This window comes from Kribbella italica (assembly GCF_014205135.1).
GTDB lineage: Bacteria > Actinomycetota > Actinomycetes > Propionibacteriales > Kribbellaceae > Kribbella > Kribbella italica.
Genome location: NZ_JACHMY010000001.1, coordinates 5,901,351 through 5,924,197 on the forward strand (window position 1 = coordinate 5,901,351; position 22,847 = coordinate 5,924,197).

The following is a 22,847-nucleotide window of genomic DNA, read 5'->3' on the forward strand; positions in this document are numbered from 1 at the left end:
CTCAACCACCACTCCCCACCCGGTTCGACCGGGCCAGCAGGAACATCAGGTACGGCGCGCCGACCACACCGGTGACCACACCGACGGGCAGCTGGGTCTCACCGAAGGCGTGCTGCGCGATCAGGTCCGACAGCGCCACCACGAGCGCGCCGATCAGCGCCGACGCGACCATCGCCGGACCGGGCGACCGGGTCAGCCGGCGCGCGATCGGCGGCGCCACGAAGGCGACGAACCCGATCGGCCCCGCCGCCGCCGTCGCGACCGCGGCCATCAGGACGGCGATCACGATCAGCCCGAGCCGCGAGCCCTCGACCCGCAGGCCCAGCCCGTACGCCGTCTCGTCGCCGAGCTGCAGGATCCGCAGCCGGTGCACGAGCACCACCACGAACGGCGCGAGCACCACCAGCGTGATCGCCATCGTGCGGACGTGCGACCAGTCCCGCCCGTTCAGGCTGCCGGTCAGCCAGATCAGCGCCTGCTGCGCGATCTCGACCCGGGCCTTGGTCAGCAGGTACGACGTGACGCTGGTCGCGATCGCGCCGATGCCGATCCCGACCAGGATCAGCCGGTAGCTCGATACCCCGCGCCGCCAGGCCAGGACGTACATCGTGAACGCGGTCAGCAGCGCGCCGAGGATCGCCATCCCGGCCACGGCCGGCCCGGTCAGCCCGAGCGTGACGATCGCGAACACCGCGAACGCGCTGGCGCCGTACGTGACGCCGATGATGTCAGGGCTGGCCAGCGGGTTCCGGGCGATGCTCTGGAAGATCGCACCGGACATACCGAGCGCGGCGCCAACCAGCAGCGCGGTCAGCGCCCGCGGCAGGCGGAGCCGGTTGACGATGAACTCGGTCGCCTTGTCCCCTTGGCCGAACAGGGTCTTCACCACGTCGATCACCGGGATCTTGAAGTCCCCGAGCGACAGCGAGACGCAGAACGCGGCGAAGACCAGGACGGCGACGACGATCGTGACGGCCAGGTTGCGGGCCTGGCGGACGGTCCGGGCCCGGGTGATGACCTGGGCCGGGGTGAGATCGGTGAGCTGGGTCATCAGAGGTCCGCCAGCTTCCGGCGGCGGACCAGGGCGATGAAGAACGGCGCGCCGATCACGGCGGTGACGATGCCGACCTGGAGCTCACCGGGCTGGGCGACGATCCGGCCGACCACGTCGGAGCCGAGCAGCAGGATCGGGGCCAGGATCATCGAGTACGGCAGGATCCAGCGGTAGTCCGGGCCGGTGATCAGGCGGGCCACATGCGGGATGGTCAGGCCGATGAAACCGATCGGTCCGGCGGCCGCGGTCGCCGCGCCGCAGAGCAGCACGACGGTGACCGCGGTGAACAGCCGGGCCAGGCCGACCCGCTGGCCGAGCGAGCGGGCCACGTCGTCGCCGAGGGACAGCGCGTTCAGCAGGCGGCCGGAGACCAGGGCGAGCACGATGCCGATCAGGATGAACGGCGCGACCTGGCCGGCGATGTCCGAGCCACGACCGGCCAGCGAGCCGACCGACCAGAACCGGAACTGGTCGAAGGTGTCCACGTCGCCGATCAGCAGCGCGGTGGTCAGCGAGCCGAGCATCGCGGTCAGGGCGGCGCCGGCCAGCGCGAGCTTGACCGGGGTCGCGCCTTCGCGGCCGAGCGAGCCGAGCGTGTAGACCGCGACCGAAGCGGCCGCGGCTCCGGCGAAGGCGAGCCAGACGTACGCCGTCAGGCTGGTCAGGCCGAACCAGTAGATGCCGCCGACAACGAAGAGCGCGGCGCCGCCGTTCACGCCGAGGATGCCGGGGTCGGCCAGCGGGTTGCGGGTGACGCCCTGCATCAGCGCGCCGGACAGGCCGAGCGCGGCTCCGACCAGCAAACCGATCAGTGTCCTCGGGATGCGGAGAGAGTGGACGATCACGTGGTCGGTGTTCGTCTCGTCGTAGTGGCGGAGGGCGTCGAGCACCGTACCGAGCGGGATCTGTTTCGATCCGACGGCGATGCTGAGCAGACAGACCACCAGCAGGAGCAGGACAGCCACCAGCAGCCCGGCGACCAGAGTGGTCCGGCGGACGGGCGGACGGCGTTTCGCGCTGTCCTTGCTGGGGGTGGCCGGCCTGGTGACGGCGGCAGGCGGCGAGGTCATTGGACTTTTGGGATCCTCTTAGGTAAGGCTTACCTCTAGACGCCTCAGAATAGCCCGCTCGCCACCGGGACGCATCTGGGGACCCCTGCTTTGTCACTACTTTCCCTGCGGAGACCCTGCGATGACCACAGTGCTCGAGCGTCCCATCACGTTCGACTCCGTTCTCGTGACCGTGGCGGCGATCGAGGACCTCAGTCCGCACCTGCGGAAGGTGACCTTCGTCGCGCCGCGGCTCGCGGACGTCGTACCGGCCGGGCCGGACCAGCGGATCAAGGTGCTGCTCACCCCGCCCGACGGTGGCGAGCTGCGGCTGCCGCAGGGCCCGGAGTGGTACGCCGAGTGGTGCGCGATGCCGGCCGACGAGCGCTTCGTCATGCGGACGTACACGATCCGCGCGCTGCGACCCGCGGTCGCCGAGCTGGACATCGAGTTCGTGCTGCACGGGGTGAACGGACCGGCCTCGGCGTGGGTCAGCACCGCGTCGGTCGGTGACACGGTCGGCTTGATCGTGCCGTTCGAGGTCGACACCACCAGCACCCGCGGCCTGCTCCAGTCCGGCGTCGACTACGTGCCCCCGGCAACCAGCCTGCGCCGCGTCCTGGTCGCCGACGAGACCGCGCTCCCCGCGCTCGCGTCGATCCTCGAGCAGCTTCCCCCGACGGTCCACGCGACGGTCTTCGTCCAGGTCCCCGACCTGCGCGACATCCGCCCGCTGCCGACTCCGGGTACGGCCGACATCACCTGGGTCGCGCCCGTCGACGACGGCCCCAAGTCGTTGCCCGAGGCCCTCAAAGCCGCCGGGCTCCCGTACGACGTCGACTACGCCTGGGTCGCCGGCGAGTCCGGCATGATCAAGACCGTCCGCCGCCACCTGGTCAACACCGTCGGCCTCCCCAAGACCGCCATCTCCTTCCAGGGCTACTGGAAACGCGGCGAACCCCAGATCTGAAGCCCACTGGCGTCCGAAGCATCGGCATGCGTCCGAAGGACCGAGCGCTATAGCCTCGGATCCTTCGGACGCACCGCGATTCTTCGGACGCAGCGGGATTCTTCGGACGCAGCGGGGGTGTGGACTAGCTGGGGTTCTCCGCGTGGGTGAGGGTCTCCCAGGCGACGAACAGGTTGTTCGAGCCGGACGGGCGGCGGGACTCGGTCAGGGCCTGGGTGTTGGCCATGGCGATGCCGAGGCGGGTGTGGAGGCCGTTGTAGCCGACCTCGGTGATCGGGCCGAGACCCCGCTTCAGGGTGCCCTTGCACAGCCAGGACGGGACGGGCTCGAGGTTGCGCTCCCACTTGGACTGGAAGCCGAGTGCCTGGCGCAGCCGCTCACCGAACTCGGGGTACAGGTTCTCGCCCTGGATGTACGACGTCTCCATCACGTGCGAGATCGCCGAGATGCCGTACCCGGTGTGGACGAAGTCGCGGCAGGTCTCCTGGGTCAGGCCGGTGACGAACGTGCCCTGGCCCTGCCAGTACGCGACGATCTTCTCGCGGGTGTTGAGGTTCTGCGACGGCTTGGTCCTCGGCAGCGCACCGTCGGACTCCAGGTACACGAACGCGGGCGTCCGGACCCGGAACAGCGAGATCGCCTTGTCGTACACGGCCTTGTCGTCCAGGAACACCCCGATGCCCTGGATCGCCTCGGTCATGCTCAGCTCCCAGTTCCCGTTGGAGTTGGAGCCGTTGATGATCTCGGGCAGGTAGACGTTGCGCAGCATCGTGCCGAACCGGCCGGCGTTCGGCCAGTTGCCGTAGACGTGCTTGATGATCTCGGCCGCCTTCGGCCACGACGACGCGGCCCACGCGGTCTGCAGCGGGGCGTTGCTGTTGGTGTGGTCGCGGATGGTCGCGGACCACGCGTCCATCAACTGGATCGCCTTCTGGGCGTACCGGTCGTCACGGGTGATGTACCAGACCAGCGCGTTCGTGTACGCCGCGATGGCGTCCTCGCGCTCGTCGGTACAGCCGTTGTTCGGGTTCGAGTACGAGCCGCACTCGACCACCGCACGCGGTTTCGCGGTCCGGCTGAGCGAACCGTACGCGCTGTTCTTCGCCTGGTTGAAGGCGTTCGTCCAGGGCTGCGCCCCGGCCTGCACCTTGGCGCGGACGAAGTCGAGTTGCTGCCTGCTCACCCCGACGCCGGGGTGGGTGAAGGTGCCGGGCGCCAGGACGGCGGACGGCTGATGGGCGAGTGCCGGCTCGGCCTTCGGGGCCGCGACGGCGGGACTGCTGAGCGTGCCTGCGACCAGCGCGGCGCACGCGGCGGCCAGCAGGATGGGCTTGCTTCGCATGGGCGGATGTCCTGTTCTCCGGGGGCGGGAGGCCACTGCGATTCCCCCATTACCGCAGGGTCTTTTCGGAAGTTTGACGACACAGGGTGAACCCGTCAATATCCAGAGACGAAGAAACTTCACTGTGGAACAAAACTCTGGGTTGTCCCACTCCTCCGGAACGAAGTGAGGTCTTGTCCCATGAAAAGACGCCAGTTCCTGACCCTCGGAACCGTCGCCCTGGCTGCCCCGGCACTACCCTCCGTCACCACCACCGCGTACGCCGTACCGCCGTCCGACGTCGTCCCGCCGCGGGCGCAGATCATCACGCTGGTCCGCCGGGTCGCCGACCAGTGGATTGCCGGCCACACCGACTCCGGTGACAACGGCTGGGCCCGCGCGACCTTCTTCAGCGGCCTGATGGCGGCGTACCGCCTGACCAACGAGAAGCGCTACCTGGACTACACCCGCAGCTGGGCCGAGAAGCACCGGTACGGGATCCGCGAAGGCGTGCAGACGCGGCACGCCGACAACCACAACGCCATCCAGGCCTACCTCGACCTGTACGACGTGGAGCCGTCGGCCGACAAACTGACCGGCGCGACCGAGACGCTGCGCCGGATGGTTGCCAGCAGCAAGATCGACGACTGGTGGTGGGACGACGCGCTGCACATGGCAATGCCGCCGTTCGCGCGGATCGGAAGGCTGCGCAACGATCCGGCGTACTGGTCGAAGCTGTACCGCCTGTACGACGACACCAAGCGGCGGCGCGGACTGTGGGTGCCGTCGAGCGGGCTGTGGTACCGCGACGACCGGTTCCTGCCGGGCAAGATCGTGTCGCCGAACGGGAAGCCGGTGCTGTGGTCGCGAGGCAACGGATGGGTCGCGGCCGGGCACGTGAAAACCCTCAAGGCGTTGCCCTCCGGGCAGGCGAACGTTGCCGAGTACAAGACCACGCTGACGCAGCTGGTGGGTGCGTTGCGGCCGATCCAGCGGGCCGACGGGTTCTGGAACGTGAACCTCGGCGATCCCGACCACTTGCCGGGACCGGAGACGAGTGGGACGGCGTTCTTCTGCTACGCGACGGCGTACGCCGTGAAGACCGGATTGGTGCCGTCGGCAACTTACCGTGCGACGGCGGCGAAGGCGTGGAACGGGATGGTGGCCACGGCCGTTCATCCCGACGGGTTCCTCGGCTACGTGCAGAAGGTCGGCGACCGGCCGGAGTCGAGCCAGCCGGTCAACTACCAGTCGACGGCCGACTTCGGAGTAGGTGCTTTCCTGCTGGCAGGTGCTGAATTGGCAACCCTGACCACCTGAGGATCAGCGAGCGTGCGCGGCGAGTTGCTCGTCGCGTACGCCGGCTGCGTCGAGCACCGTGCCGGCCAGCTGGACGCCGACGTTGCGCAGCGGCTGGGCGCGCACGACCGCGCGGGCGCCGGCGCCGTCGAAGATCATCGTGAGCTGGATGGCGACGGTGTCCGCGTCGCCGGCTCCGGCGCGGACCAGCTCGGCGCGGAAGAAGTCGGTCAGGGCCTGCTTGAAGTGGCGGGCCACGACGCTGCCGGGGTGCTCGGGGTTCTTCAGCTCGGTCGCCGTCGAGACGAACGGGCAGCCGTAGAAGTCGTTCCCGGCGGCGAGCTCGTCCTCGCGCTCGAAGACCGACAGGATCCGCTCCCGCGGCGAGCGCTCGTCGTCCGGGCTCGGCAGCAGCAGCGCGTTGTAGAACGGCCCGCGGGCGGCCAGGCTCTCCGCGATCACCTCGTCCTTGGACCGGAACAGCTGGTACATCGACTTCTTCGACACCCCGGCGGCCTTGCAGAGTGCGTCCACGCCGATGCTCACGCCGTCGCGGTAGAACAGTTCGCTCGCGGCTTCCAGCAGCCGCTCGCGGGATGTCGCCTGGCTCTTCATACATCGAGCGTACCGCCCCGTTTTGATCAAAGAAACCGACCGGTGTATCTTTGCTAGAACCGATCAGTTTCCACGCTCGACCGAACCCCGGAGCTCCTCATGACTGCACTGCAAGGCGCCACCGTCCTCGTCACCGGTGGCAACCGCGGCATCGGCAAGGCCGTCGTCGACGACCTGCTCGGCCGCGGCGCCGCCAAGGTCTACGCGACCTCCCGCACGCCGGAGCCGAGCACCGACCCGCGCGTCGTGACGCTCCCGCTCGAGGTCACCGACCAGGCCTCGATCGGAGCGCTGGTCAAGGCGGCTCCCGACGTCACCGTGCTGGTCAACAACGCCGGCCTGGACGTCCCCGGCAACAGCTACCTGGGCAGCCCGATCGAGGACATCCGGCACTTGATGGACGTCAACTTCTTCGGCCCGCTGGAGCTGACCCGCGCGTTCGTCCCGGTGATCGAGCGCAACGGCGGCGGCCAGATCCTGAACATGCTGTCCGCGCTGTCCTGGGTCGCCCACCACGGCGCGTACGCCGCCACGAAGTCCGCGTTCTGGTCGCAGTCCAACGCCCTGCGGATCGAGCTGCTCGGCAAGGGCATCGGCGTCACCTCGCTGCACATGGGCTACGTCGACACCGACATGGCCGCCGCCGTCACCGCCCCGAAGGAGAACCCGGCCGACATCGCGAAGGCCGCCCTGGACGGCGTCGAGACCGGCGCCCACGAGGTCCTCGCCGACGCCACCGCCCGCTTCGCCAAGGGCGCGCCGTCCGCCGCAATCGAGGACGTCTACGAGGCGCTGAGGGCCTAAGTCTTCAGCTTCCGCGCCCAGGCTGTCACCTCGAGCTTGCCGGTGGTCCCGAGATCGGTCACCACCGGCCAGACGGCCTGGGCGTCACCTTTGCTCGCGGCAACCTTCAGGAACTGCCCGGTCTCCGGGTCGGGCCCGTCGGCCACGGTGTTGCTCCAGGCAACTACCGACAGCGCGGTCTGGCCCTTGGCCAGCCTGAGCCTGGCCGGCCCCGGATCGATCGCCATGTACGACGAGTCGTGCGCGACCGTGATCCCGAGCGGCTTGCGCCCGTAGTCCAGTACGGCGACCGCCGGGTACCCGTTGAGCGTCAGCGTCCGGGCCCGGCAGTTGGTCACCTTCAGCACGACCGCACGATGCCCGAGCGCCGCCTCGACCGGCCCGACGGTGACCTGCGCACCGGACGCCGGACACACCTTCGGCGGCGGAGTCGGGATCGGCCCACCGCTCGCCTTCCCGGTCGGAACCGGGGTCGCCGGCGGCGGCGCGCCCTGGCTCGCGACCTCGGTCCCGCACCCGCCGAGCAGCACGACGGCGACCATCACCACGAGAAGCCTCACCCCGGCGAAACTACGTCACCGATGGGCCAGCGGGTCCCGCGTGATGTTGTCGGCGTCGGCGTACTGGCCGACACGCATCAAGCCGCATTTCGTAGAGAGTTTGCGTAAAATGACCGGGTGATCGATGTCGTCGCTGTGCTCCGTCCGGAAGATGTTGTCGTCGATTTCCTGTCCGTTCTCGATCCGGCCCGCGGCCGTGAGGTCCACCTGCTCGTCGCTGACCGCGGGACCTACCTGAAGCTGCCAGTGGGGGTCCCGCTGGCCGGCCGCCTCGCTCCGCTCGCTGAACTGCTCGGCACCTCCGCTGAGGGCGCCAAGCCCTTCTCCCCCGGCGCTGCCGCCGATGCGATCGCTCTGGAGACCGGTGACGTCGAGGCGACCGTCTGGACCCACAACCCGGCGGACAGCCGCGAGCGCCGAGGCCGCTGGGGTCTGGAGCTCGCAGACCTCGTACGCCGGGCGCCGGTGCTGCACGCGGTCGGCGACGCGCGGTGGTTCCAGTGGGTCACCGACGTCGACGAGCAGCTCAGCCCTGCACTGATCGACGCCAAGCTGGACTTCGTCAACACCCACGGCACCGACCTGCTCGGCCTGGACGAGGGGGACGAGAACGCACTGCTCACCGGCAAGGTCCACTCGGTCGAGCGGTTCTTCGGCTCCACACCGGACGAGCGGGCCCGGCTGTTCGCGCTGATGGGCAGCATGGGCGACAACGCCGCCCTGGTGGAGGACCCATGGGAGTTCGCCTCCTCGCCGTACGAGCTGGAGCGGCTGGACGCGACAGTGGCCTGGGTGCGGTCACACCTGGACCCAGTGGCCGGGCGGGTGATCGAGGTGGGTGCCTGTGAGGGCGCGTTGACCCGACGGCTGCTGGCCGAGGGCTACTCGGTCGACGCGACCGAGCCGAACCAGGCCTTCTACGGAAGGCTTCGCGAGGTGCAGGGCGACGTACGAGTGCATCCGCACAGCTACGAGGACCTGGCGACCACCCGGCGTCTCACCGGCTCGGCGTACCTGCTGGTCGAGGTCCTGTACTACGCGCAGGACCTGGCCCTGCTCGACCGCTTCCCGACGGACCGCCTGTTCGTCGCGATGGAGCCGGTGGAGCTGGCGAAGCAGTCCTGGCCGTCCAGCTGGAGTGTCATGGAGCAGGTCGAGCTGGCAGGCCCACGCTTCGAACCAGTCGTCGGCGGCCGCGCCGACCTCCGCAAACGCGGCAGCAGCGGAGTACTGCTCAGGCGGCGCTGACGTAGAGGTCACGATCGCGGGTGTACTCCATCGACCGGGCGATGCGGTCGGCCAGCTCGGGCGACAGCTCGCGCTCGACGATGCGGAAGGCCAGGTCGATGCCTGCGGTGATGCCGCCGGCTGTGACCAGCGTGCCGTCGTCGACGACCCGGTTCTGCTTCAGCTCCGGCCCGTACGCCGTGAAGTCCTCCCAGGCGTTGCGGTTCGTGGTGGCCGGGCGGCCCTTCACCAGCCCGGCCTCACCGAGCAGCATCGAGCCGGTACAGACCGACGAGATCCAGTCGAGCCGCGGGGCCAGTTCGGCGAGCCGGGCCGGCAGTACGCCGCGCTGGGCCTCGACCCAAGCGCCACTCTCGGCCTGGTTGAGCCAGCCGCCACCGGGGACGAACAGGCCGTTCGGCGTACCCAGTCCGGCCGGTGCGCGGAACTGCAGGCCGTGCATGCCTGTGACCTCTACCGGACCGTCCAGCCCGACCAGCACGACCTCCAGCTCGCCGGAGCGCGCAGCCGCGTGGCTCCACACCTCGAACGGGCCCATCACGTCCATCTCGTCCACACCGTCGAACACCAGCATCTCGATCCGCATGTCCTTCATCCCATCGGTTGGCACGAGCCCGGGCCAGCCCTCCGGCGGCCGGTCTTCGCCAGGATCTGGCCAGGCCGACGACCGGGCCGGAATCCTGCCACTGGGCGCAGGGATCGGACCGCTGGGCGCAAGGCGCTCGCACGAACAGTGAGCGGACAGCTACCCATGGTGGAGACATCACGCCACCGGAGGTCCGTCCATGCCTCGTTCTGCGCCCGCCCGCGCCCTGGTCCGTCGCTCCCATGCCGGTTCCCTCATCGCTGTCGCCACCACCGTGCTGGCCGGCGGTGTCTCCCTCACAGCCCTGATCACTCCAGCATCGGCAGTGAACGGCGCTGCTGCGACCGCCTGCGACAGCGCGGCAACCGGCTTCACCCCTGTGCTCCAGCTCGACCTGCCCGAGCGCGGCAGCTACCTGAACCAGACACCGCCGTACAGCCTGGACCGGACCGGTGAGGTCGGCTCGAACTTCGACCGGGTCGGCTACTGCGTCGAGCTGAACGGCCCTGACGGACCGCAGTGGGTCTGGACGGCGATGGAGCCGTTCAGCGCGACCGCTGCCCGGATCGGACTGCCGACGCGCCCTGGTGAGCTCGTCCGGCAGCGGGTCGGGGACCTGGAGGTCCGGTCGAACGTGCCGGGGGTGACGAACGGCAGCGGCCAGACCGGCTACCTGGAGATGTGGCCGAACCAGTACCAGGAGAGCGCCAGCACGCAGGTCGCCAACGCCTCGCCGATCACGTTCGACGTGGACGACAACCCGACCTCACCGCTCGGCTACGGCTCGTTCCAGGTCGGCCAGATCGGTGCGGACCGGCCGTCGAGCCTCGCGGCCAAGCAGGTGTTCGCGATCAACACGTTCACCGAGTCGGCGAACGGCCTGCTGTCGCTGGGCATCGGGACGAACCTGAGCGGCCAGCCGGACTGGACCTTCGCCAACAACGCGAACCGCTACTCGCAGCGCCGCCTGACGGCGTACGTCCGCACGTCTCTGGTGAGCGTGACGGAGTCGCCGCAGGACCGGCAACTCGTACCGCGGGACAGCCGGAACGGCGCCGTCGTACCGGTTGCGGGCGCTGTCACCGATCCGCGAGTACGGCGGGTGCAGCTGCGGGTGACCGGTGCCGGACGGACCCAGACCTTCACCTCGTCGTCGAGGTCGTTCCGCTTCACTCCGCGGATCACTGCCGGGCTGCACGAGTACAGCTTCGAGCTACGGGCCACTGGGCCGGGTGTCGACCGCGTAGTGGCCCGCCGGGACGGTGTGGTCTCCGGCGACGTCCTGGTCGTGCAGGGGCAGTCCAACGCGGAGGCCGCCAAGTTCAACGGCGCCGCCAACGCGGAGGAGTCGCGGTACCTGCGCAGCTTCGGTACGCCGACGTCGGACGGCACCATCTCCGGTGCCGACCGGGTCTGGCACTACGCGACCGGCGACGTGACCAACCAGTCCGGCTCGGTCGGCCAGTGGGCGATCCGGATGGGCCGCAGGATCGTGGACACGTACAAGGTCCCGGTGGCCCTGTTCAACGGCGCGCACGGTGGTCAGCCGATCAGCTTCTTCCAGCGCAACGACGGCAACCCCAACGACCTCGGCACGAACTACGGCCGGCTCCGGCAACGTCTGCAGGCCGCTGGTGTGCTGGGCAGCGTCAAAGGCGTGCTCTGGTACCAGGGCGAGTCCGACAACGACAACGCCGCGGTGCACGTCGGCGGGTTCACCACACTGCTGCAGGACTGGCGCTCGGACTTCGGCGCGGCCAAGTACTACGTGTACCAGGTACGTACGTCGCCCTGCGGCACGACGACCACCATGAACGTCCGCGAAGCCCAGCGCCAGCTCGGCGACACCGCCGGCGTGACGCTGCTGTCCACCAACGGGCTGTCGGGCCACGACGGCTGCCACTACGCGTACATCGGCGGCTACCGGGAGATGGGCGACCACACGTTCGCCGTACTGGGCAGAGACCTGTACGGCGGCCCGTCGGCCGGCGTCGCTCCGCCGAACCCGTCTCGGGTCACCGCTAGCGGGTCGCAGCTCGTCGTACAGCTTCGGTCGAGCGATCCGCTCACTGTCGCTGCCGGCTCGGCAGCGGACTTCGTACTGCAAGGCGGAGCCGTCACGGTCTCGTCGGTCGCCTACCAGCCCGGCGGCAAGCTCGTGCTGACCCTGTCCGGCCCGGCAACGGGTGTGACCGGTCTGACCTACCAGGGCCACCTCGGCGCCGGCCCCTGGATCACCAACGCGATCGGCACCGGCCTGCTCGCCTTCAAGCTGCCCGTCACCTGAACCAGGACGCGGCCGGCGCCCACCGCCCCGAGGCACCGGCCGCGTCCTTCAGTGCAGGACATCCGTGGCGACGTGGTCGCGGTCGACGCCCTCGACGAGCATTGTCACGCCCTCGGAGTTGTCCGTCCGCAGCGGCAGGATCTCCTGGTACGCCGCAGAGTCGTACCAGCCGCGGGCGGCCTCGTAGCCGGGGAACTCGATGACGATCAGTGCACCGGCCCACACCCCCTCCAGGTGCTCCGGCTCGTGACCGTGCACGATGAAGTGGCCGTCGTACGGCGCGAGCGTGGCGTCGATGCGCTCCAGGTACTCGACGATGCCGGCGCCGAGGTCGACGTCGGTCAGGTTGGCGATCGCGTAGTGCGTCATGGTGGGTCCTCCTGGTGATCGGTGCTGATGCACACCAGGCTGGCGGAGATGCTGTATCGCGACGATTACCTGTCGGGTCATGCGGCTGAGCCCGGGCGGGTGGGCTGCTGCCGACGTACGGTAGATGGCATGTCGGGTACAGGGGGCCTGCCGGTGGAGAAGCCGGTGGAGGTGGAGGAGCGGATCGGGCCGTACCGGCTGATCCGGCGCCTCGGGCAGGGCGGCATGGGTGTGGTCTACCTGGCCGAAGGGCCCGAGCGGCGCGAGGTCGCGCTCAAGGTGCTGCGGTCGCACGTCGCGCACGACCCGACCGCGCGGGCGCGGCTGGAGCGCGAGGCGACCACGCTGCGACGGATCGACCACCCTGGCGTGGCCGGAGTGCTCGACTACGACCTGCAGGGCGACCGGCCGTACCTGGTGACGCGCTTCATCCCGGGGCGACCGCTGGACGAGCAGGTGGACGACCGCGGGCCGCTGACACCGCAGCGCTGGCTTCCGCTGGCCGGCTGCCTGGCCGAGTCGTTGCAGGCGATCCACGCGGCCGGAGTGATCCACCGCGACCTCAAGCCCGGCAACGTGATGATGTTCAACGGCAAGCCGGTGATGATCGACTTCGGCATCGCCCAGGCGGCCGACGACCTGCGGCTGACCCAGACCGGCCTCGTGATCGGTACGCCGGGCTACCTGGCGCCGGAGCTGATCGAGGGCGAGATGGTGTCCGAGTCGGCCGACTGGTGGGGCTGGGCAGCGACGGCCGCGTACGCCGCTACCGGACGCCGGCCGTTCGGCAAGGGCCCGTTCGAGGTGGTGCTGAGCCGGGTCCACAGCGGACAGGCCGACCTGGAGGGACTGGACCCGCGACTGAAGCCGCTGCTCGCCGCCGCCCTGTCGCCGAACCGCCGGAACCGGCCGACCCAGCTCGAGATCATGACCGGCCTCAACCGGTACGCCGAGGGCCGCGACGCCCTGGTCCCGCCGACCGAGGCCAAGACGGTACTGACCGCACCGGAGACCATCCACCTGCACCCGTCGACCATGGTGATGCCTGCGGCTGAAGACGGCACCCGGGTGATGCCCGGTGATCCGGACCCAGCGGAAGTCGCCCAACTCGTACCGCCGGTCATTCCTCCGCTGTCCGCCTTCGCGCCGCTGCGCGACAAGGTGCGGGACGTCGCGGCCGAGCAGAAGGCTGCCCGACTGGCTGCCAAGGCAGTGCCGGTGCACCCTGCGACGTACAGCCCGGTCCCGGGCGCTGCTGCTCCGGCGGCGATGCCCCTGCCGTACCAAACTGCGCCCGCTGGACTGGGCGGGCCTGCGGCCGGGCCGAACTACGCTCCGCCGACCGGACCGATCTACGCCCAGCCGCAGAACTATCCAGTCCCGCAGCAGCAGAACCATCCGGTTCCCCAGCAGAACAAGGCGATCGAGCACCGGCCGTCCGGCCCGCCGCTACCGCCGGCGTCTCGTGGCGGCCTGCTGTTCGCGATCCTGCTCGCACTGGCCGCGCTGATCGCCGTACTGCCGGTTGTGGGCATGCTGGTCGCCGGTGCACTCACTGTGCTGGCGCGGATGGTCGACAGGTCCAGTACGGCGCTGCTGCGCCGACGCGAAGCCCGTGGCTACCGCGGCAGGTCGGACGGGCTCGTGGCCGTCGCAGCCAGCCCGGTCCACCTCGCCAGTGCGGCTCTGGTGTCGCTGCCCAGTGCGCTGCTGCCGCTCATCGTCGGCTTCAGCGTCGGTGGGATCACCACACTGGTCATCGCGCTGGCCATGGGCTTCGACTGGGCTCCGCTGGCTCCGGCGAGCGTTGCTGTCGGCGCGGTGTTCGGACTGCTCTCCGCCTGGGGTGGCCCGGGTGGAGGGTCGCTGCGCCGAGGTGCGCGAGCTGGTCTGCGGACGGTGTTCCGTCCGGCCTGGTTGAGCACGGTGGTGTCGCTCGGGCTGCTGGTCGTCACCGCGGTGCTGGCCCTCCGCGCCTACGACACCGGCACGAACTGGACGCCACTCGCTGACGCCTTCCGGCTGCCCGACCTGCCGAGCCCGACCATCGGCGACCTCCGGCAGCTCCCGGTGATCCGCGACCTGCCGTTCGTCAACTGAGAACAGGCTCCTCACAGCATCCTGTGAAGAGCCTGTCCTGGGTGCTCAGTTGCGGTTGTCGAGCATCACGATCTGCGAGCGCTCGGGGCCGACACCGACCGCCGAGATCGGCGCGCCGCTCATCGCCTCGACCGTGCGGATGTAGGTCTGCGCGTTCTTCGGCAGGTCGTCGAAGTCACGGCAGCCGGTGATGTCCTCGTCCCAGCCGTCGAGCTCCTCGTAGACCGGCTTCGCGTGGTGGAAGTCGGTCTGCGTCATCGGCATCTCGTCGTGCCGCACGCCGTTCACGTCGTACGCGACGCAGACCGGGATCTTCTCGCGCCCGGTCAGCGTGTCCAGCTTGGTCAGCACGAAGTCCGTGACGCCGTTGACCCGGGCGGTGTACCGCGCGATCACCGCGTCGTACCAGCCGCAGCGTCGCGGCCGGCCGGTCGTCGTACCGAACTCGAAGCCCTGTGTGCGCAGCCACTCACCGTCCGCGTCCAGCAGCTCGGTCGGGAACGGACCCTCGCCGACCCGCGTGGTGTAGGCCTTGATGACCGCCATCACCCGGTCGATCCGGGTCGGCGGAATGCCGGCACCGGTGCACGCGCCCGCGGAGATCGCGCTCGACGACGTGACGAACGGATACGTTCCGTGGTCGACGTCGAGCAGCGTCGCCTGACCGGCCTCCATCAGCACGGTCTTGCCGGCGTCGAGGGCCTTGCCGAGCAGCAGGCTCGTGTCGGCGACCATCGGGCGCAGGCGCTCGGCGTACCCGAGCAGCTCGTCCAGGACCTCGGAGATCTCCACCGCGCGGCGGTTGTAGACCTTCACCAGCAGCTGGTTCTTCTGCTCCAGCGCGCCGGTGATCTTCTGCTCGAGGATCTTCTCGTCGTACAGGTCCTGGATCCGGATCCCGATCCGGTTCATCTTGTCGGCGTACGTCGGCCCGATGCCGCGGCCGGTGGTGCCGATCTTGCGGCTGCCGAGGAACCGCTCGGTCACCTTGTCCAGCGTCCGGTTGTACGGCGGGATGACGTGCGCGTTCGCGCTCACCACCAGCCGGCTGGTGTCGACCCCACGGGCCTGCAGTGCGTCCAGCTCCTCGAACAGGACGCTCAGGTCGACCACCACGCCGTTGCCGATCACCGGCGTCACGCCCGGGGTCAGGATTCCGCTCGGCAGCAGGTGCAGCGCGTACTTCTCGGTGCCGATGACAACGGTGTGGCCGGCGTTGTTGCCGCCGTTGAACTTCACCACGTAGTCGATCGCGGTCCCGGTGTTGCCGAGCAGATCGGTCGCCTTGCCTTTGCCCTCATCGCCCCACTGGGCGCCGACGAGCACGATTGCGGGCATCTCAGCCCTCCTCTTCAACGCGTCGACCGGCGGCATCATCGCCGCGTGTGGTCGGCCGCTGGAAACGGTGAAGCCCGGCACACTTCACCGAACGTTCATCCGGCAAGCGTTCCAGGCTCTTACGACCGAAGCCTACCGGACCGGCGGTCCCTGCAGAGGTTTCCGTGTCAGTGATCCGGACCGTGAACCGGGGTTGCCATTTTCCGTGATCACGTGCACACTCTTAGTCAGCGGCCCGCCGAAACTGCCGCAGGGGACGGTTCCGGCGGGCCGCTTCCTTGTGCGCACAGTCTTCTGTGCTTGGTGATTCTCGTTGCCTCAGGCCTCGTCCAGCCCTTCCGGGTTCGACGCCAGCCACTCCTTCACCCGCCGGTCCGCCTCCTCCGGCGAGACGTTCTCGACCTTGGTCAGGATCGCCCAGCGGTGGCCGAACGGGTCGATCACCGTGCCGTACCGGTCGCCGGTCATGAACGTCGAGACCGGCTCGACCTGCCGCGCGCCGGCCTCGATCGCCTTGGCGAACGTCGCGTCCACGTCCGGCACGTAGTGCACCAGCGACGAGTGCACCCACTCGCCGTTCGGGGCCCGCAGCCCGATCTGCGGCATCTGGTCGCTGAGCTGCAGCATCGAGTTCCCGAACCGCAGCTCGGCCTGCCCGAGCCGGCCGTCGGGCATGTCCTGCCGGCTGACCACCTCCGCGCCGAAGACCTGCTGGTAGAACTCGATCGCCTTCGGCCCGTTGTCCACGGCCAGGTACGGGGTCAGCGAGTGATAACCGTCGGGGACGGGGTTTACCGTGTTCGTCGTCATGACGTTCAGTCAACGCCCTACCGGCCCCTCGGGTCTTGGAAGAAAGCGACAGCCACCCGTGACGCAGCCCGCGGACAGCGAGAAGGGCATCCTGCATCCGCAGGAACAGGCCCGGCACCGCTCCCTGAGCCGGCTCGCGCCCGGGCCGACGGTCGGCCGGTTCGTCGAGTGGTACTGGATCGTCGAGTGGGAGCTGACCGAGCCGTACGTCGCCGAGGTGCTGCCGTACCCGAGCGTGAACGTGACGTTCGAGCAGCCCGGCGGCGCCTTCCTGAACGGGGTCTGCACGCGCAAGTTCGAGCGCGAGCTGGCCGGTCGCGGCCGGGTCTTCGGGGTGAAGTTCTGGGCCGGCGGGTTCGGCGCGCTGACCGGGCGTGACGTGGCGTCGTTCCGCGACCAGGTGCTGCCGCTGACCGACGTCTTCCCGGACGCGGACAAGCTGGCCGACCTGGTCTTCGCCGCCGACTCCGACGTACGGCGGCGCGCGGTCGTCGAGGCCTACCTGGCCGACCACCTGGTGGCCGACGACCCGTCGTACGCGCTGGTCCGGCGAATCGTCGCCGCGATGGCGGAGGACCGCTCGGTGACCCGCGTCGACCAGGTCACCGAGCAGTTCGACGTACCGATCCGCACGCTGCAACGCCTCTTCCGCCGGTACGTCGGCGTCGGCCCGAAGTGGGTTCTGCGCCGCTACCGCCTGCACGACGGCGCCGAGCTGCTGGCCCGCGGCGAGGTCACCGAGCTCGCCGACCTGGCCGTCGCCCTCGGCTACTTCGACCAGGCCCACTTCGCCCGCGAGTTCAAGGACCAGATCGGTCTGACGCCCACCGACTACGCAGCGCGCACCGCCGCCGAGCGCCAGATCACCTACCGCTGACGCTTCACTCCCAGCCCGAACAACGTCGCCGTCACTGCCGCCGCGAGAGCGAGAGCGAAGCCCTGCTGGGCGGAGTGGCCGTCGACCACGTGGCCGGCGAAGGCCGCGCCGAGGGCTACTCCGGCGGCGCCTCCGGAGTTGAGCCAGGTGAAGGCCTGGGTGAGGACGCTCGGCTCCACCTCGCGCTCGGTGATGACCGCCGACAGGGTCTGGATGGGCGCGATCGCCAAGCCAGGAAGGGCTAGCGCGAGTCCGAGAGCCAGTGGATTGCTGGCCAGGAGCAACGGGATCGTGCTGATCGTCAGGACAGTCAGGGCCAGGACGAACTGCTTGGCCGGCTGCATCGGCCAGTGCTTGGCGCCGTACGCGAGACCGCTGACGAGGCTGACGAGACTGGTGATCGCGTAGAGCGGTCCGGCGAGCGAGGGACTGCCGTTGTCGACGGCGAAGGCCGTGACCGAGACCTGCATGCTGCCGAAGAACAGGCCCATGCCGACACTCGTGGCGACCAACGCGAGAAACCCCTTGTGGACAAGGCGTGCTGAGCTCTCGCGGTCTTGCGCCCGGGCTGCTGGTGGGGCTGTACTGCGTTGCACTGCCAGCGACAGTCCGCCTGCGACCAGGAGCCCTGTGGCCAAGGCTGACCCGGCTACTGGTGTGGTGAGCGAGCTGACGGTGCCGATGAGGGCTGGGCCGACCATGAAGGCGACACCGGTGCTCAGCGCCTCCAGTGCGAAGGCTGTGTTGAGTCCTGGCTTGCCGCGGAGGGCACAGGCCCAGCGGGCCGAGGTCTGCGCGCCGACTTGGGGCAGTGTGCCGCCGGCGAGGACACCTGCAGCGATCAGCATGCTCTGTGGTTGGTGACTGGTGGTGAGGGTGATCAGCAGGGCGACCGCGGCCGCGTGGAGCAGCAGGGTGATCGGCAGCATGCGGGTCTGGCCGTAGCGGTCGATCAGCCGCGCCACCTGCGGCCCGGCCAACGCCTCGGCGACGGCGAAGCCGCCGGTGACGGTGCCGGCCACGGCGTACGAGCCGGTGGAGCCGTGCACCAGCCAGACGATGCCTAGGCCGGTCATGGCGATGCCGATGCGCGCTGGAGCCGCTGCCAGGAAGAACTTCCACGCTCCCGGCGTCCTGAGGACGCTGCCGTAGCTGGTGCGGGGCGTGCTGATCCGTCCGGTGAGTGCCGGCACGGGTGAGCCTTTCGCTACCCGGCGGGGCGGTGATCTGACCGTGGGCGTCCAGCTCGTTCGGTCCGTCAGTGCCGCCTACAACCGTCCATTTTCGGCAGGAAGCGGGGACGCACGCCGCCTGCCGGCTATGTCGCCGGGCAGAACATCGATGAGGTGTTCTAGCGCGTTCAGTCTACTACGAAGGCCCCGGCCCGCAGCACCGGAACGGACTGACTGCTGCCGACCTCCGCCGCGACCGCCACGTCCTGCGGGAAGCCGTACTGCGTCAACTCCCGTCCGCCCGCACAGTCGTGCAGCCGGTCGGGCAGCTCGTCGGCAGCATCTCTGTACGCCGCCGCGGCCGCTCGGGCTTCCGGCGAGAGCGGACCGACGCCGAGGTCTTCCAGCGCGGCGATGAAGGCACCGGCACCCCACAGGTCTTCCACTGCCGGCCGCAGCGACCCGTCCGGCCAACGCTCACCTGCAGCTACAGCTACTACTTGAGTTGCCTGTGCTGCATGGTGTGCAGCTGCTTGGTAGTTCCGCAGAGAGACAGCCAGGACAGTGGAACCACTGTCCGCCAGCTGCTGGGAGATGGTGGAGCCGTTGGGGCTCGGGAGGACCAGGCGTTCGACGTACTGCGCCTGGCGGATGCTGGCCGGGGACAGGCTGATGCCATCGGGGCCGGCCTCGGACCGGCCGACCGCGAGGGCGGCGGCGTGCTGTTCGGCGTACTGGATCGCGGTGCTGTCGTGCCAGCGGTACGGCAGGACCGTGATGCCGCGGTCGGCGGCGACCGTCACCGAGGTGGTGAACGAGAGGACGTCGACGACCGCGACGAGCGCACCTGGTACGGCGGCGGCACCGGCTGGTCCCCAGTCGAAGCCGACGCGGTACCCGGACTGCGCGTAAGGACTGGTCACCAGCGAGACGATGCCTCGCCGGCGGCCGCCGTACAAGCAGGTTTCAGCTCAGACGGTGTCAGCTGAGTTCGTCAGCAGCAGTCGGCGACGAGTCGCGCAGGAAGGTGACGCAGCGCTCGGCCTCCTCCTTCTCCTCGATCACCGCCGCCGCCTTGCCGAGCACCGCCAGGCAGCGCAGGAAGCCGCGGTTCGGCTCGTGCTCCCACGGAACCGGGCCGTGCCCCTTCCAGCCGTTGCGGCGCAGCAGGTCGAGCCCCCGGTGGTAACCGGTCCGGGCATAGGCGTAGGCCTCGATGGTCCGGCCGTCGGCGAAGGCGGCCTCGGCCAGCTCCGACCAGGCCAGCGAGGAGGTCGGGTACTTGGCGGCGGCGTCCACCGGAGCGAGTCCGGCGGCGAGTTCCGCCGCGGCCGGGTCCTCGGGGAGTAGGGTCTCGGGAGGACCGCTCAGCAGATTGTTCAATTCCATAGGCACATCTTCGCCGATCACGCTGCCGGCCCGGCACGTGACCGTCTGACGAAATCCGTTGACCGTTCACGTACCGGCCACGGATGCTTGAGACCCTGCGTCGTACCGCCGTGGTTCCCAGCTACGGCCGGAAAGGAGGCACCGGATGAGTGTCATCGTCCTGAACGCGTCGTACGAGCCACTGCACACCGTCTCGATCCAGCACGCCATCCGGATGCTGGTGCGTGAGGTCGCGGTGGTCGAAGAGGCGCACGGCGAACGGACCATCGGCCCTTTTCCGGTCCCCAGGGTGCTCCGGCTGGTGCGCTACGTGGTCACCCACTGGCGCTACGCGGCCGGCCGGATGAAGTACAGCAAGCATGGCGTCCTGCGCCGCGACAGGTTCCGGTGTGCCTACTGCGGGCTGGAGAACGCCGACACGATGGACCACGTTCAACCGAGATCCAGAGGCGGCCGCACGGAGTGGCTGAACGCGGTCGCCGCCCATGCTGCCTGCAACGAGCGGAAGGGCAACCGGACGCCGTCCGAGGCCAACATGCCCCTGCTGTGGCAACCCTGGGTACCAACCCGCGCGGAGCTCGTCATCGAGACATGACGGGCCTTTTTTATGCCCTTTTCCGGGGTCGTCCACAGCTGAGGTGATGGTCGTCGGCCGACGGGCCGATCGCGGCATCTTCTGAGGTGTGAACCCAACCCTCAACGTGCTCCGCGCGATCCGTGGCGGCGTCTTCACCCGCGCCGACGCCCGCGCCTGCGGCTACTCCGACCCCGACATCGACTCCCTGCTCCGAACCGGCGGCTGGCGCCGGATCCGCCCCGGGCGGTACGCCGGCTTCCGCGACCTCGCGCTGGTCACCGACGAGACCCTGCACGTCCGGCGGACGTTCCAGCTGCTGCGTGAATCCTCAGGGCGCACCGCCAGCCACCAGTCGGCGGCGGCCCTGCACGGCCTGCCGTTGTGGGGCCTCGATCTGGCGAGAGTGCACCTCACGCTGGAGGAGGTCCCGGAGGTGCTGCGCGGCCGAGTGGTCGGCGGTGCTGCGCGGGGTGATCGCAGGGTTGTCGAGGACGACGTGGTGCGGCATGTGCGGAGCCCGTTGGGTCCTGGCGTCGTCGTGTGGAACGGGCTGCGCGTGACGTCGCCTCCACGCACGGTCGCCGAGGTCGCCGCGACCTGTCCGACCGCTCCCGCCCAAGCTGTTGCCGACGCCAGCCTGTACTCAGGTCTCACCACCGCCACGACGCTCCGGAAGGCGACCGATCACCTGATCGACGGGATCGAGCAGGCCCGGTGCGTCGTCGCTCGTGCCACGCACGAGTCGGCGTCGGTCGCCGAGTCCCGGCTGCGCGTGATCCTGGCCGACGCCGGACTGCCCACGCCGTCCTCCTCTCCCCCACCAGGTGTCGACGCAGACCAGGTCGGGTGCTCGTTGTGGTTCCCGGCCGAACGCACCGTCGTCGAGTTCGAGCCGCACCGTCCGTACTGGTCGAACGCTCCCGACGAAACCACTCCGGCCCTCGCCGCCTACCTCGCCGAAGCCGCCGACCGAGCCTTCGGCGTCCCCCGCCCCGGCCTTCCCGCCGACCCTTCCCCCGCCGGCTACTGCTGGATCTCCTGGTCGGATCTCGACGACCCACCCGCCGTCGTCGAAGAAGTCCGTACGACGTTCGCCCGCGCGCTGCGCTCCACGACGGTCAGAACCTTCGACCCCGATCGCCGCCGACGCCCACGGCCTCCGGGCCGAATCCCCCGTCCGAGCTAGCCGATTCACTCCCTGGAGGGATCTGTCCCGCGCCCGAACCGACGACGGTGGTCGAACAAGCCGAACCAAAGGAGCCGAACCAGTGCCGTCCGCCCGACGAAGAGTCCTCCGCACCACCACCAGCCTGGCCACCGCAACCGCGCTCGCAGTCCTGACCGGAACAGCGGCATCAGCGACCCAGCCCGCCCTCGCCGGAGTGGCGGTATCCGCGGCACAGCCCGCCTTTGGCGGGGTGGCAGCGTCTGCGACGCGGCCGGCGCTCGGCGATCCGGCGGCCGCGGGCCTCCGCCTTTCTCCCTCCCCGACGAAGCGTGATGGGGCGATGCAGGTGAAGGGCAAGGCCGGTGGAGTTCTCGGCGAGGAGTGGGGGCCGGACTTCGCCGGTGATCCGGTGAGCTTCGAGGTCGATGCCCGCGGCGACGATCCGCTCAACCCGATCGGCACCTTCCACGTCGTCCACCGCAATCCGGACGGCAGCCTGGTCGCCGACTTCAGCGGCAAGGTCTCCAGCCTGTACGCCGTCGACGAGGTCGGCATCGTCACCGGCACGATCGATCGCGCCGAGCACCCCGGCGTACCGCTGGAGTTCGTCGGCAAGGAGATCGCGCTCACGGTGTACGACGGCGGCCGCAAGGGCGACCGGATCGGCTGGGTCTGGGGATTCTTCGGCGCCCCGGTCAGCCGCGTCCAGGGCACCGCTCCGCACTTCCCCGTCACCTGGGGCAACTTCAGCGTCCGCGGTGACGCGGGCCAGCAGTCGTCATCCTCCGCCGGCTCCTCTCCTTCGTCCGAGCGGGTCGAACTGAAGTCGGGCGCCACCGGGACGAACGTGCTCGCGGTTCTCGGCGGCACCAGCAAGACACCCGAGTTCTCCGGCGATCCGCTGCGCTTCACCGTCGCCGCTCGGATCGCCCTCGGTGACAACGCGCTGCAGGTAAAGGGCAGTTTCCACGTCACGCACCACAAGCCCGACGGCCGAGTGGTCGCCGACTTCCAGGGCCGCATCACCTGCCTGGCCGTCGGCGTTCCGGTCGGCGTCGCCACGGGCGTCGTCACCAAGTCCGCCGACCCAGCACTGGTCGGCAAGCCCGTCTCGTTCTCCCTGAAGGACGGCCGCACCGACCGCCTCGGCTGGCTCTGGGGCTTCAGCTCCACCGACGAGCCGATCACCGACTGCCAGTCGATCACCCCGTTCTACGCCCCCGACTGGGGAGGCCTCGTGGTCCGCTGAACAGC

The 22,847-nt window shown here is 69.6% G+C and carries 22 protein-coding genes; 10 read left to right on the top strand and 12 right to left on the bottom strand.

The features are described from left to right. Position 1: 1 nt before the first annotated feature. Complete coding sequence (locus HDA39_RS27490) at positions 2-1,051, bottom strand: FecCD family ABC transporter permease (protein ID WP_184799932.1); 1,050 nt, start codon at positions 1,049-1,051, stop codon at positions 2-4. Further along, on the bottom strand, positions 1,051-2,124 hold the full coding sequence (locus tag HDA39_RS27495) for a FecCD family ABC transporter permease (protein WP_184799935.1): 1,074 nt from the start codon (positions 2,122-2,124) through the stop codon (positions 1,051-1,053). The genes HDA39_RS27490 and HDA39_RS27495 overlap by 1 nt, the downstream gene beginning before the upstream one ends. A gap of 121 nt (positions 2,125-2,245) precedes the next feature. Between HDA39_RS27495 and HDA39_RS27500 the strand changes: the two genes are divergently transcribed. Beyond that, positions 2,246-3,073, top strand: coding sequence for a siderophore-interacting protein (locus HDA39_RS27500; RefSeq protein ID WP_184799937.1), 828 nt, complete (start codon positions 2,246-2,248; stop codon positions 3,071-3,073). Positions 3,074-3,197: 124 nt separating this feature from the next. Here HDA39_RS27500 and HDA39_RS27505 read toward each other — a convergent pair whose 3' ends face one another. Then, complete coding sequence (locus HDA39_RS27505; RefSeq protein ID WP_184799939.1) at positions 3,198-4,415, bottom strand: alginate lyase family protein; 1,218 nt, start codon at positions 4,413-4,415, stop codon at positions 3,198-3,200. Between the two features lie 180 nt (positions 4,416-4,595). Between HDA39_RS27505 and HDA39_RS27510 the strand changes: the two genes are divergently transcribed. Further along, positions 4,596-5,714, top strand: coding sequence for a glycoside hydrolase family 88 protein (locus HDA39_RS27510; RefSeq protein ID WP_184799941.1), 1,119 nt, complete (start codon positions 4,596-4,598; stop codon positions 5,712-5,714). A gap of 3 nt (positions 5,715-5,717) precedes the next feature. On the opposite strand, the gene HDA39_RS27515 is transcribed toward HDA39_RS27510, so the two are convergent. Next, positions 5,718-6,308, bottom strand: coding sequence for a TetR/AcrR family transcriptional regulator (locus HDA39_RS27515; RefSeq protein ID WP_184799943.1), 591 nt, complete (start codon positions 6,306-6,308; stop codon positions 5,718-5,720). Between the two features lie 99 nt (positions 6,309-6,407). Between HDA39_RS27515 and HDA39_RS27520 the strand changes: the two genes are divergently transcribed. Beyond that, positions 6,408-7,112 carry an SDR family oxidoreductase gene (locus tag HDA39_RS27520; RefSeq protein ID WP_184799945.1) on the top strand — a complete coding sequence of 235 codons (705 nt, stop codon included), beginning with the start codon at positions 6,408-6,410 and terminating at the stop codon, positions 7,110-7,112. On the opposite strand, the gene HDA39_RS27525 is transcribed toward HDA39_RS27520, so the two are convergent. Continuing rightward, positions 7,109-7,672: a DUF4232 domain-containing protein gene (locus HDA39_RS27525; protein ID WP_202893135.1), complete on the bottom strand. Its 564-nt coding sequence runs from the start codon at positions 7,670-7,672 to the stop codon at positions 7,109-7,111. The genes HDA39_RS27520 and HDA39_RS27525 overlap by 4 nt on opposite strands. 117 nt (positions 7,673-7,789) lie before the next feature. On the opposite strand from HDA39_RS27525, the gene HDA39_RS27530 reads away from it, so the two are divergent. Then, positions 7,790-8,920, top strand: coding sequence for an SAM-dependent methyltransferase (locus HDA39_RS27530; RefSeq protein WP_184799947.1), 1,131 nt, complete (start codon positions 7,790-7,792; stop codon positions 8,918-8,920). Here the strand turns inward: HDA39_RS27530 and HDA39_RS27535 are convergent. Further along, positions 8,907-9,506, bottom strand: a complete 600-nt coding sequence (locus tag HDA39_RS27535; RefSeq protein ID WP_184799949.1) for a DJ-1/PfpI family protein — start codon at positions 9,504-9,506, stop codon at positions 8,907-8,909. The genes HDA39_RS27530 and HDA39_RS27535 overlap by 14 nt on opposite strands. A 199-nt stretch (positions 9,507-9,705) precedes the next feature. Here HDA39_RS27535 and HDA39_RS27540 point away from each other — a divergent pair, with 199 nt between their 5' ends. After that, the gene (locus HDA39_RS27540; RefSeq protein ID WP_184799951.1) at positions 9,706-11,793 is read left to right on the top strand and encodes a sialate O-acetylesterase; all 2,088 of its coding nucleotides are present in this window, start codon (positions 9,706-9,708) and stop codon (positions 11,791-11,793) included. 48 nt (positions 11,794-11,841) lie between these two features. Here HDA39_RS27540 and HDA39_RS27545 read toward each other — a convergent pair whose 3' ends face one another. Further along, complete coding sequence (locus HDA39_RS27545; protein ID WP_184799953.1) at positions 11,842-12,162, bottom strand: DUF1330 domain-containing protein; 321 nt, start codon at positions 12,160-12,162, stop codon at positions 11,842-11,844. Between the two features lie 129 nt (positions 12,163-12,291). On the opposite strand from HDA39_RS27545, the gene HDA39_RS27550 reads away from it, so the two are divergent. Beyond that, positions 12,292-14,262, top strand: a complete 1,971-nt coding sequence (locus tag HDA39_RS27550) for a serine/threonine protein kinase (RefSeq protein WP_184799955.1) — start codon at positions 12,292-12,294, stop codon at positions 14,260-14,262. Between the two features lie 45 nt (positions 14,263-14,307). On the opposite strand, the gene HDA39_RS27555 is transcribed toward HDA39_RS27550, so the two are convergent. Further along, on the bottom strand, positions 14,308-15,600 hold the full coding sequence (locus tag HDA39_RS27555) for an adenylosuccinate synthase (RefSeq protein WP_184799956.1): 1,293 nt from the start codon (positions 15,598-15,600) through the stop codon (positions 14,308-14,310). Between the two features lie 318 nt (positions 15,601-15,918). Further along, positions 15,919-16,410 carry a VOC family protein gene (locus HDA39_RS27560; protein WP_184799958.1) on the bottom strand — a complete coding sequence of 164 codons (492 nt, stop codon included), beginning with the start codon at positions 16,408-16,410 and terminating at the stop codon, positions 15,919-15,921. Between the two features lie 58 nt (positions 16,411-16,468). On the opposite strand from HDA39_RS27560, the gene HDA39_RS27565 reads away from it, so the two are divergent. Then, positions 16,469-17,287 (top strand): DUF6597 domain-containing transcriptional factor, encoded by an 819-nt coding sequence (locus tag HDA39_RS27565; protein ID WP_184799960.1) that lies wholly within the window; start codon positions 16,469-16,471, stop codon positions 17,285-17,287. Here HDA39_RS27565 and HDA39_RS27570 read toward each other — a convergent pair. The 3 genes from HDA39_RS27570 to HDA39_RS27580 all read right to left on the bottom strand — a co-directional run bounded on the left by HDA39_RS27570 (position 17,278) and on the right by HDA39_RS27580 (position 19,848). After that, positions 17,278-18,480, bottom strand: a complete 1,203-nt coding sequence (locus tag HDA39_RS27570) for an MFS transporter (RefSeq protein WP_184799962.1) — start codon at positions 18,478-18,480, stop codon at positions 17,278-17,280. The genes HDA39_RS27565 and HDA39_RS27570 overlap by 10 nt on opposite strands. A 167-nt stretch (positions 18,481-18,647) precedes the next feature. Further along, complete coding sequence (locus tag HDA39_RS27575) at positions 18,648-19,382, bottom strand: 2-phosphosulfolactate phosphatase (protein WP_184799964.1); 735 nt, start codon at positions 19,380-19,382, stop codon at positions 18,648-18,650. Between the two features lie 58 nt (positions 19,383-19,440). Beyond that, the gene (locus tag HDA39_RS27580) at positions 19,441-19,848 is read right to left on the bottom strand and encodes a DUF3151 domain-containing protein (RefSeq protein WP_184799966.1); all 408 of its coding nucleotides are present in this window, start codon (positions 19,846-19,848) and stop codon (positions 19,441-19,443) included. A gap of 145 nt (positions 19,849-19,993) precedes the next feature. Between HDA39_RS27580 and HDA39_RS27585 the strand changes: the two genes are divergently transcribed. The 3 genes from HDA39_RS27585 (at position 19,994) to HDA39_RS27595 (ending at position 22,842) form a co-directional block, all read left to right on the top strand. Then, positions 19,994-20,443, top strand: coding sequence for an HNH endonuclease (locus HDA39_RS27585; RefSeq protein ID WP_184799968.1), 450 nt, complete (start codon positions 19,994-19,996; stop codon positions 20,441-20,443). A gap of 88 nt (positions 20,444-20,531) precedes the next feature. After that, the gene (locus HDA39_RS27590; RefSeq protein ID WP_238356165.1) at positions 20,532-21,611 is read left to right on the top strand and encodes a type IV toxin-antitoxin system AbiEi family antitoxin domain-containing protein; all 1,080 of its coding nucleotides are present in this window, start codon (positions 20,532-20,534) and stop codon (positions 21,609-21,611) included. Positions 21,612-21,933: 322 nt separating this feature from the next. After that, the gene (locus tag HDA39_RS27595) at positions 21,934-22,842 is read left to right on the top strand and encodes a hypothetical protein (protein ID WP_184799970.1); all 909 of its coding nucleotides are present in this window, start codon (positions 21,934-21,936) and stop codon (positions 22,840-22,842) included. Positions 22,843-22,847 lie beyond the last annotated feature (5 nt).

Excerpts from the sequence above, each read along its gene's own strand:
- HDA39_RS27555 (WP_184799956.1), bottom strand. The coding sequence starts at position 15,600 with ATGCCCGCAATCGTGCTCGTCGGCGCCCAGTGGGGCGATGAGGGCAAA.
- HDA39_RS27550 (WP_184799955.1), top strand. The coding sequence starts at position 12,292 with ATGTCGGGTACAGGGGGCCTGCCGGTGGAGAAGCCGGTGGAGGTGGAG.
- HDA39_RS27545 (WP_184799953.1), bottom strand. The coding sequence starts at position 12,162 with ATGACGCACTACGCGATCGCCAACCTGACCGACGTCGACCTCGGCGCC.
- HDA39_RS27515 (WP_184799943.1), bottom strand. The coding sequence starts at position 6,308 with ATGAAGAGCCAGGCGACATCCCGCGAGCGGCTGCTGGAAGCCGCGAGC.
- HDA39_RS27585 (WP_184799968.1), top strand. The coding sequence starts at position 19,994 with ATGAGTGTCATCGTCCTGAACGCGTCGTACGAGCCACTGCACACCGTC.
- HDA39_RS27580 (WP_184799966.1), bottom strand. The coding sequence starts at position 19,848 with ATGGAATTGAACAATCTGCTGAGCGGTCCTCCCGAGACCCTACTCCCC.
- HDA39_RS27560 (WP_184799958.1), bottom strand. The coding sequence starts at position 16,410 with ATGACGACGAACACGGTAAACCCCGTCCCCGACGGTTATCACTCGCTG.
- HDA39_RS27535 (WP_184799949.1), bottom strand. The coding sequence starts at position 9,506 with ATGCGGATCGAGATGCTGGTGTTCGACGGTGTGGACGAGATGGACGTG.
- HDA39_RS27500 (WP_184799937.1), top strand. The coding sequence starts at position 2,246 with ATGACCACAGTGCTCGAGCGTCCCATCACGTTCGACTCCGTTCTCGTG.
- HDA39_RS27495 (WP_184799935.1), bottom strand. The coding sequence starts at position 2,124 with ATGACCTCGCCGCCTGCCGCCGTCACCAGGCCGGCCACCCCCAGCAAG.
- HDA39_RS27540 (WP_184799951.1), top strand. The coding sequence starts at position 9,706 with ATGCCTCGTTCTGCGCCCGCCCGCGCCCTGGTCCGTCGCTCCCATGCC.
- HDA39_RS27510 (WP_184799941.1), top strand. The coding sequence starts at position 4,596 with ATGAAAAGACGCCAGTTCCTGACCCTCGGAACCGTCGCCCTGGCTGCC.
- HDA39_RS27520 (WP_184799945.1), top strand. The coding sequence starts at position 6,408 with ATGACTGCACTGCAAGGCGCCACCGTCCTCGTCACCGGTGGCAACCGC.
- HDA39_RS27490 (WP_184799932.1), bottom strand. The coding sequence starts at position 1,051 with ATGACCCAGCTCACCGATCTCACCCCGGCCCAGGTCATCACCCGGGCC.
- HDA39_RS27595 (WP_184799970.1), top strand. The coding sequence starts at position 21,934 with ATGCAGGTGAAGGGCAAGGCCGGTGGAGTTCTCGGCGAGGAGTGGGGG.
- HDA39_RS27505 (WP_184799939.1), bottom strand. The coding sequence starts at position 4,415 with ATGCGAAGCAAGCCCATCCTGCTGGCCGCCGCGTGCGCCGCGCTGGTC.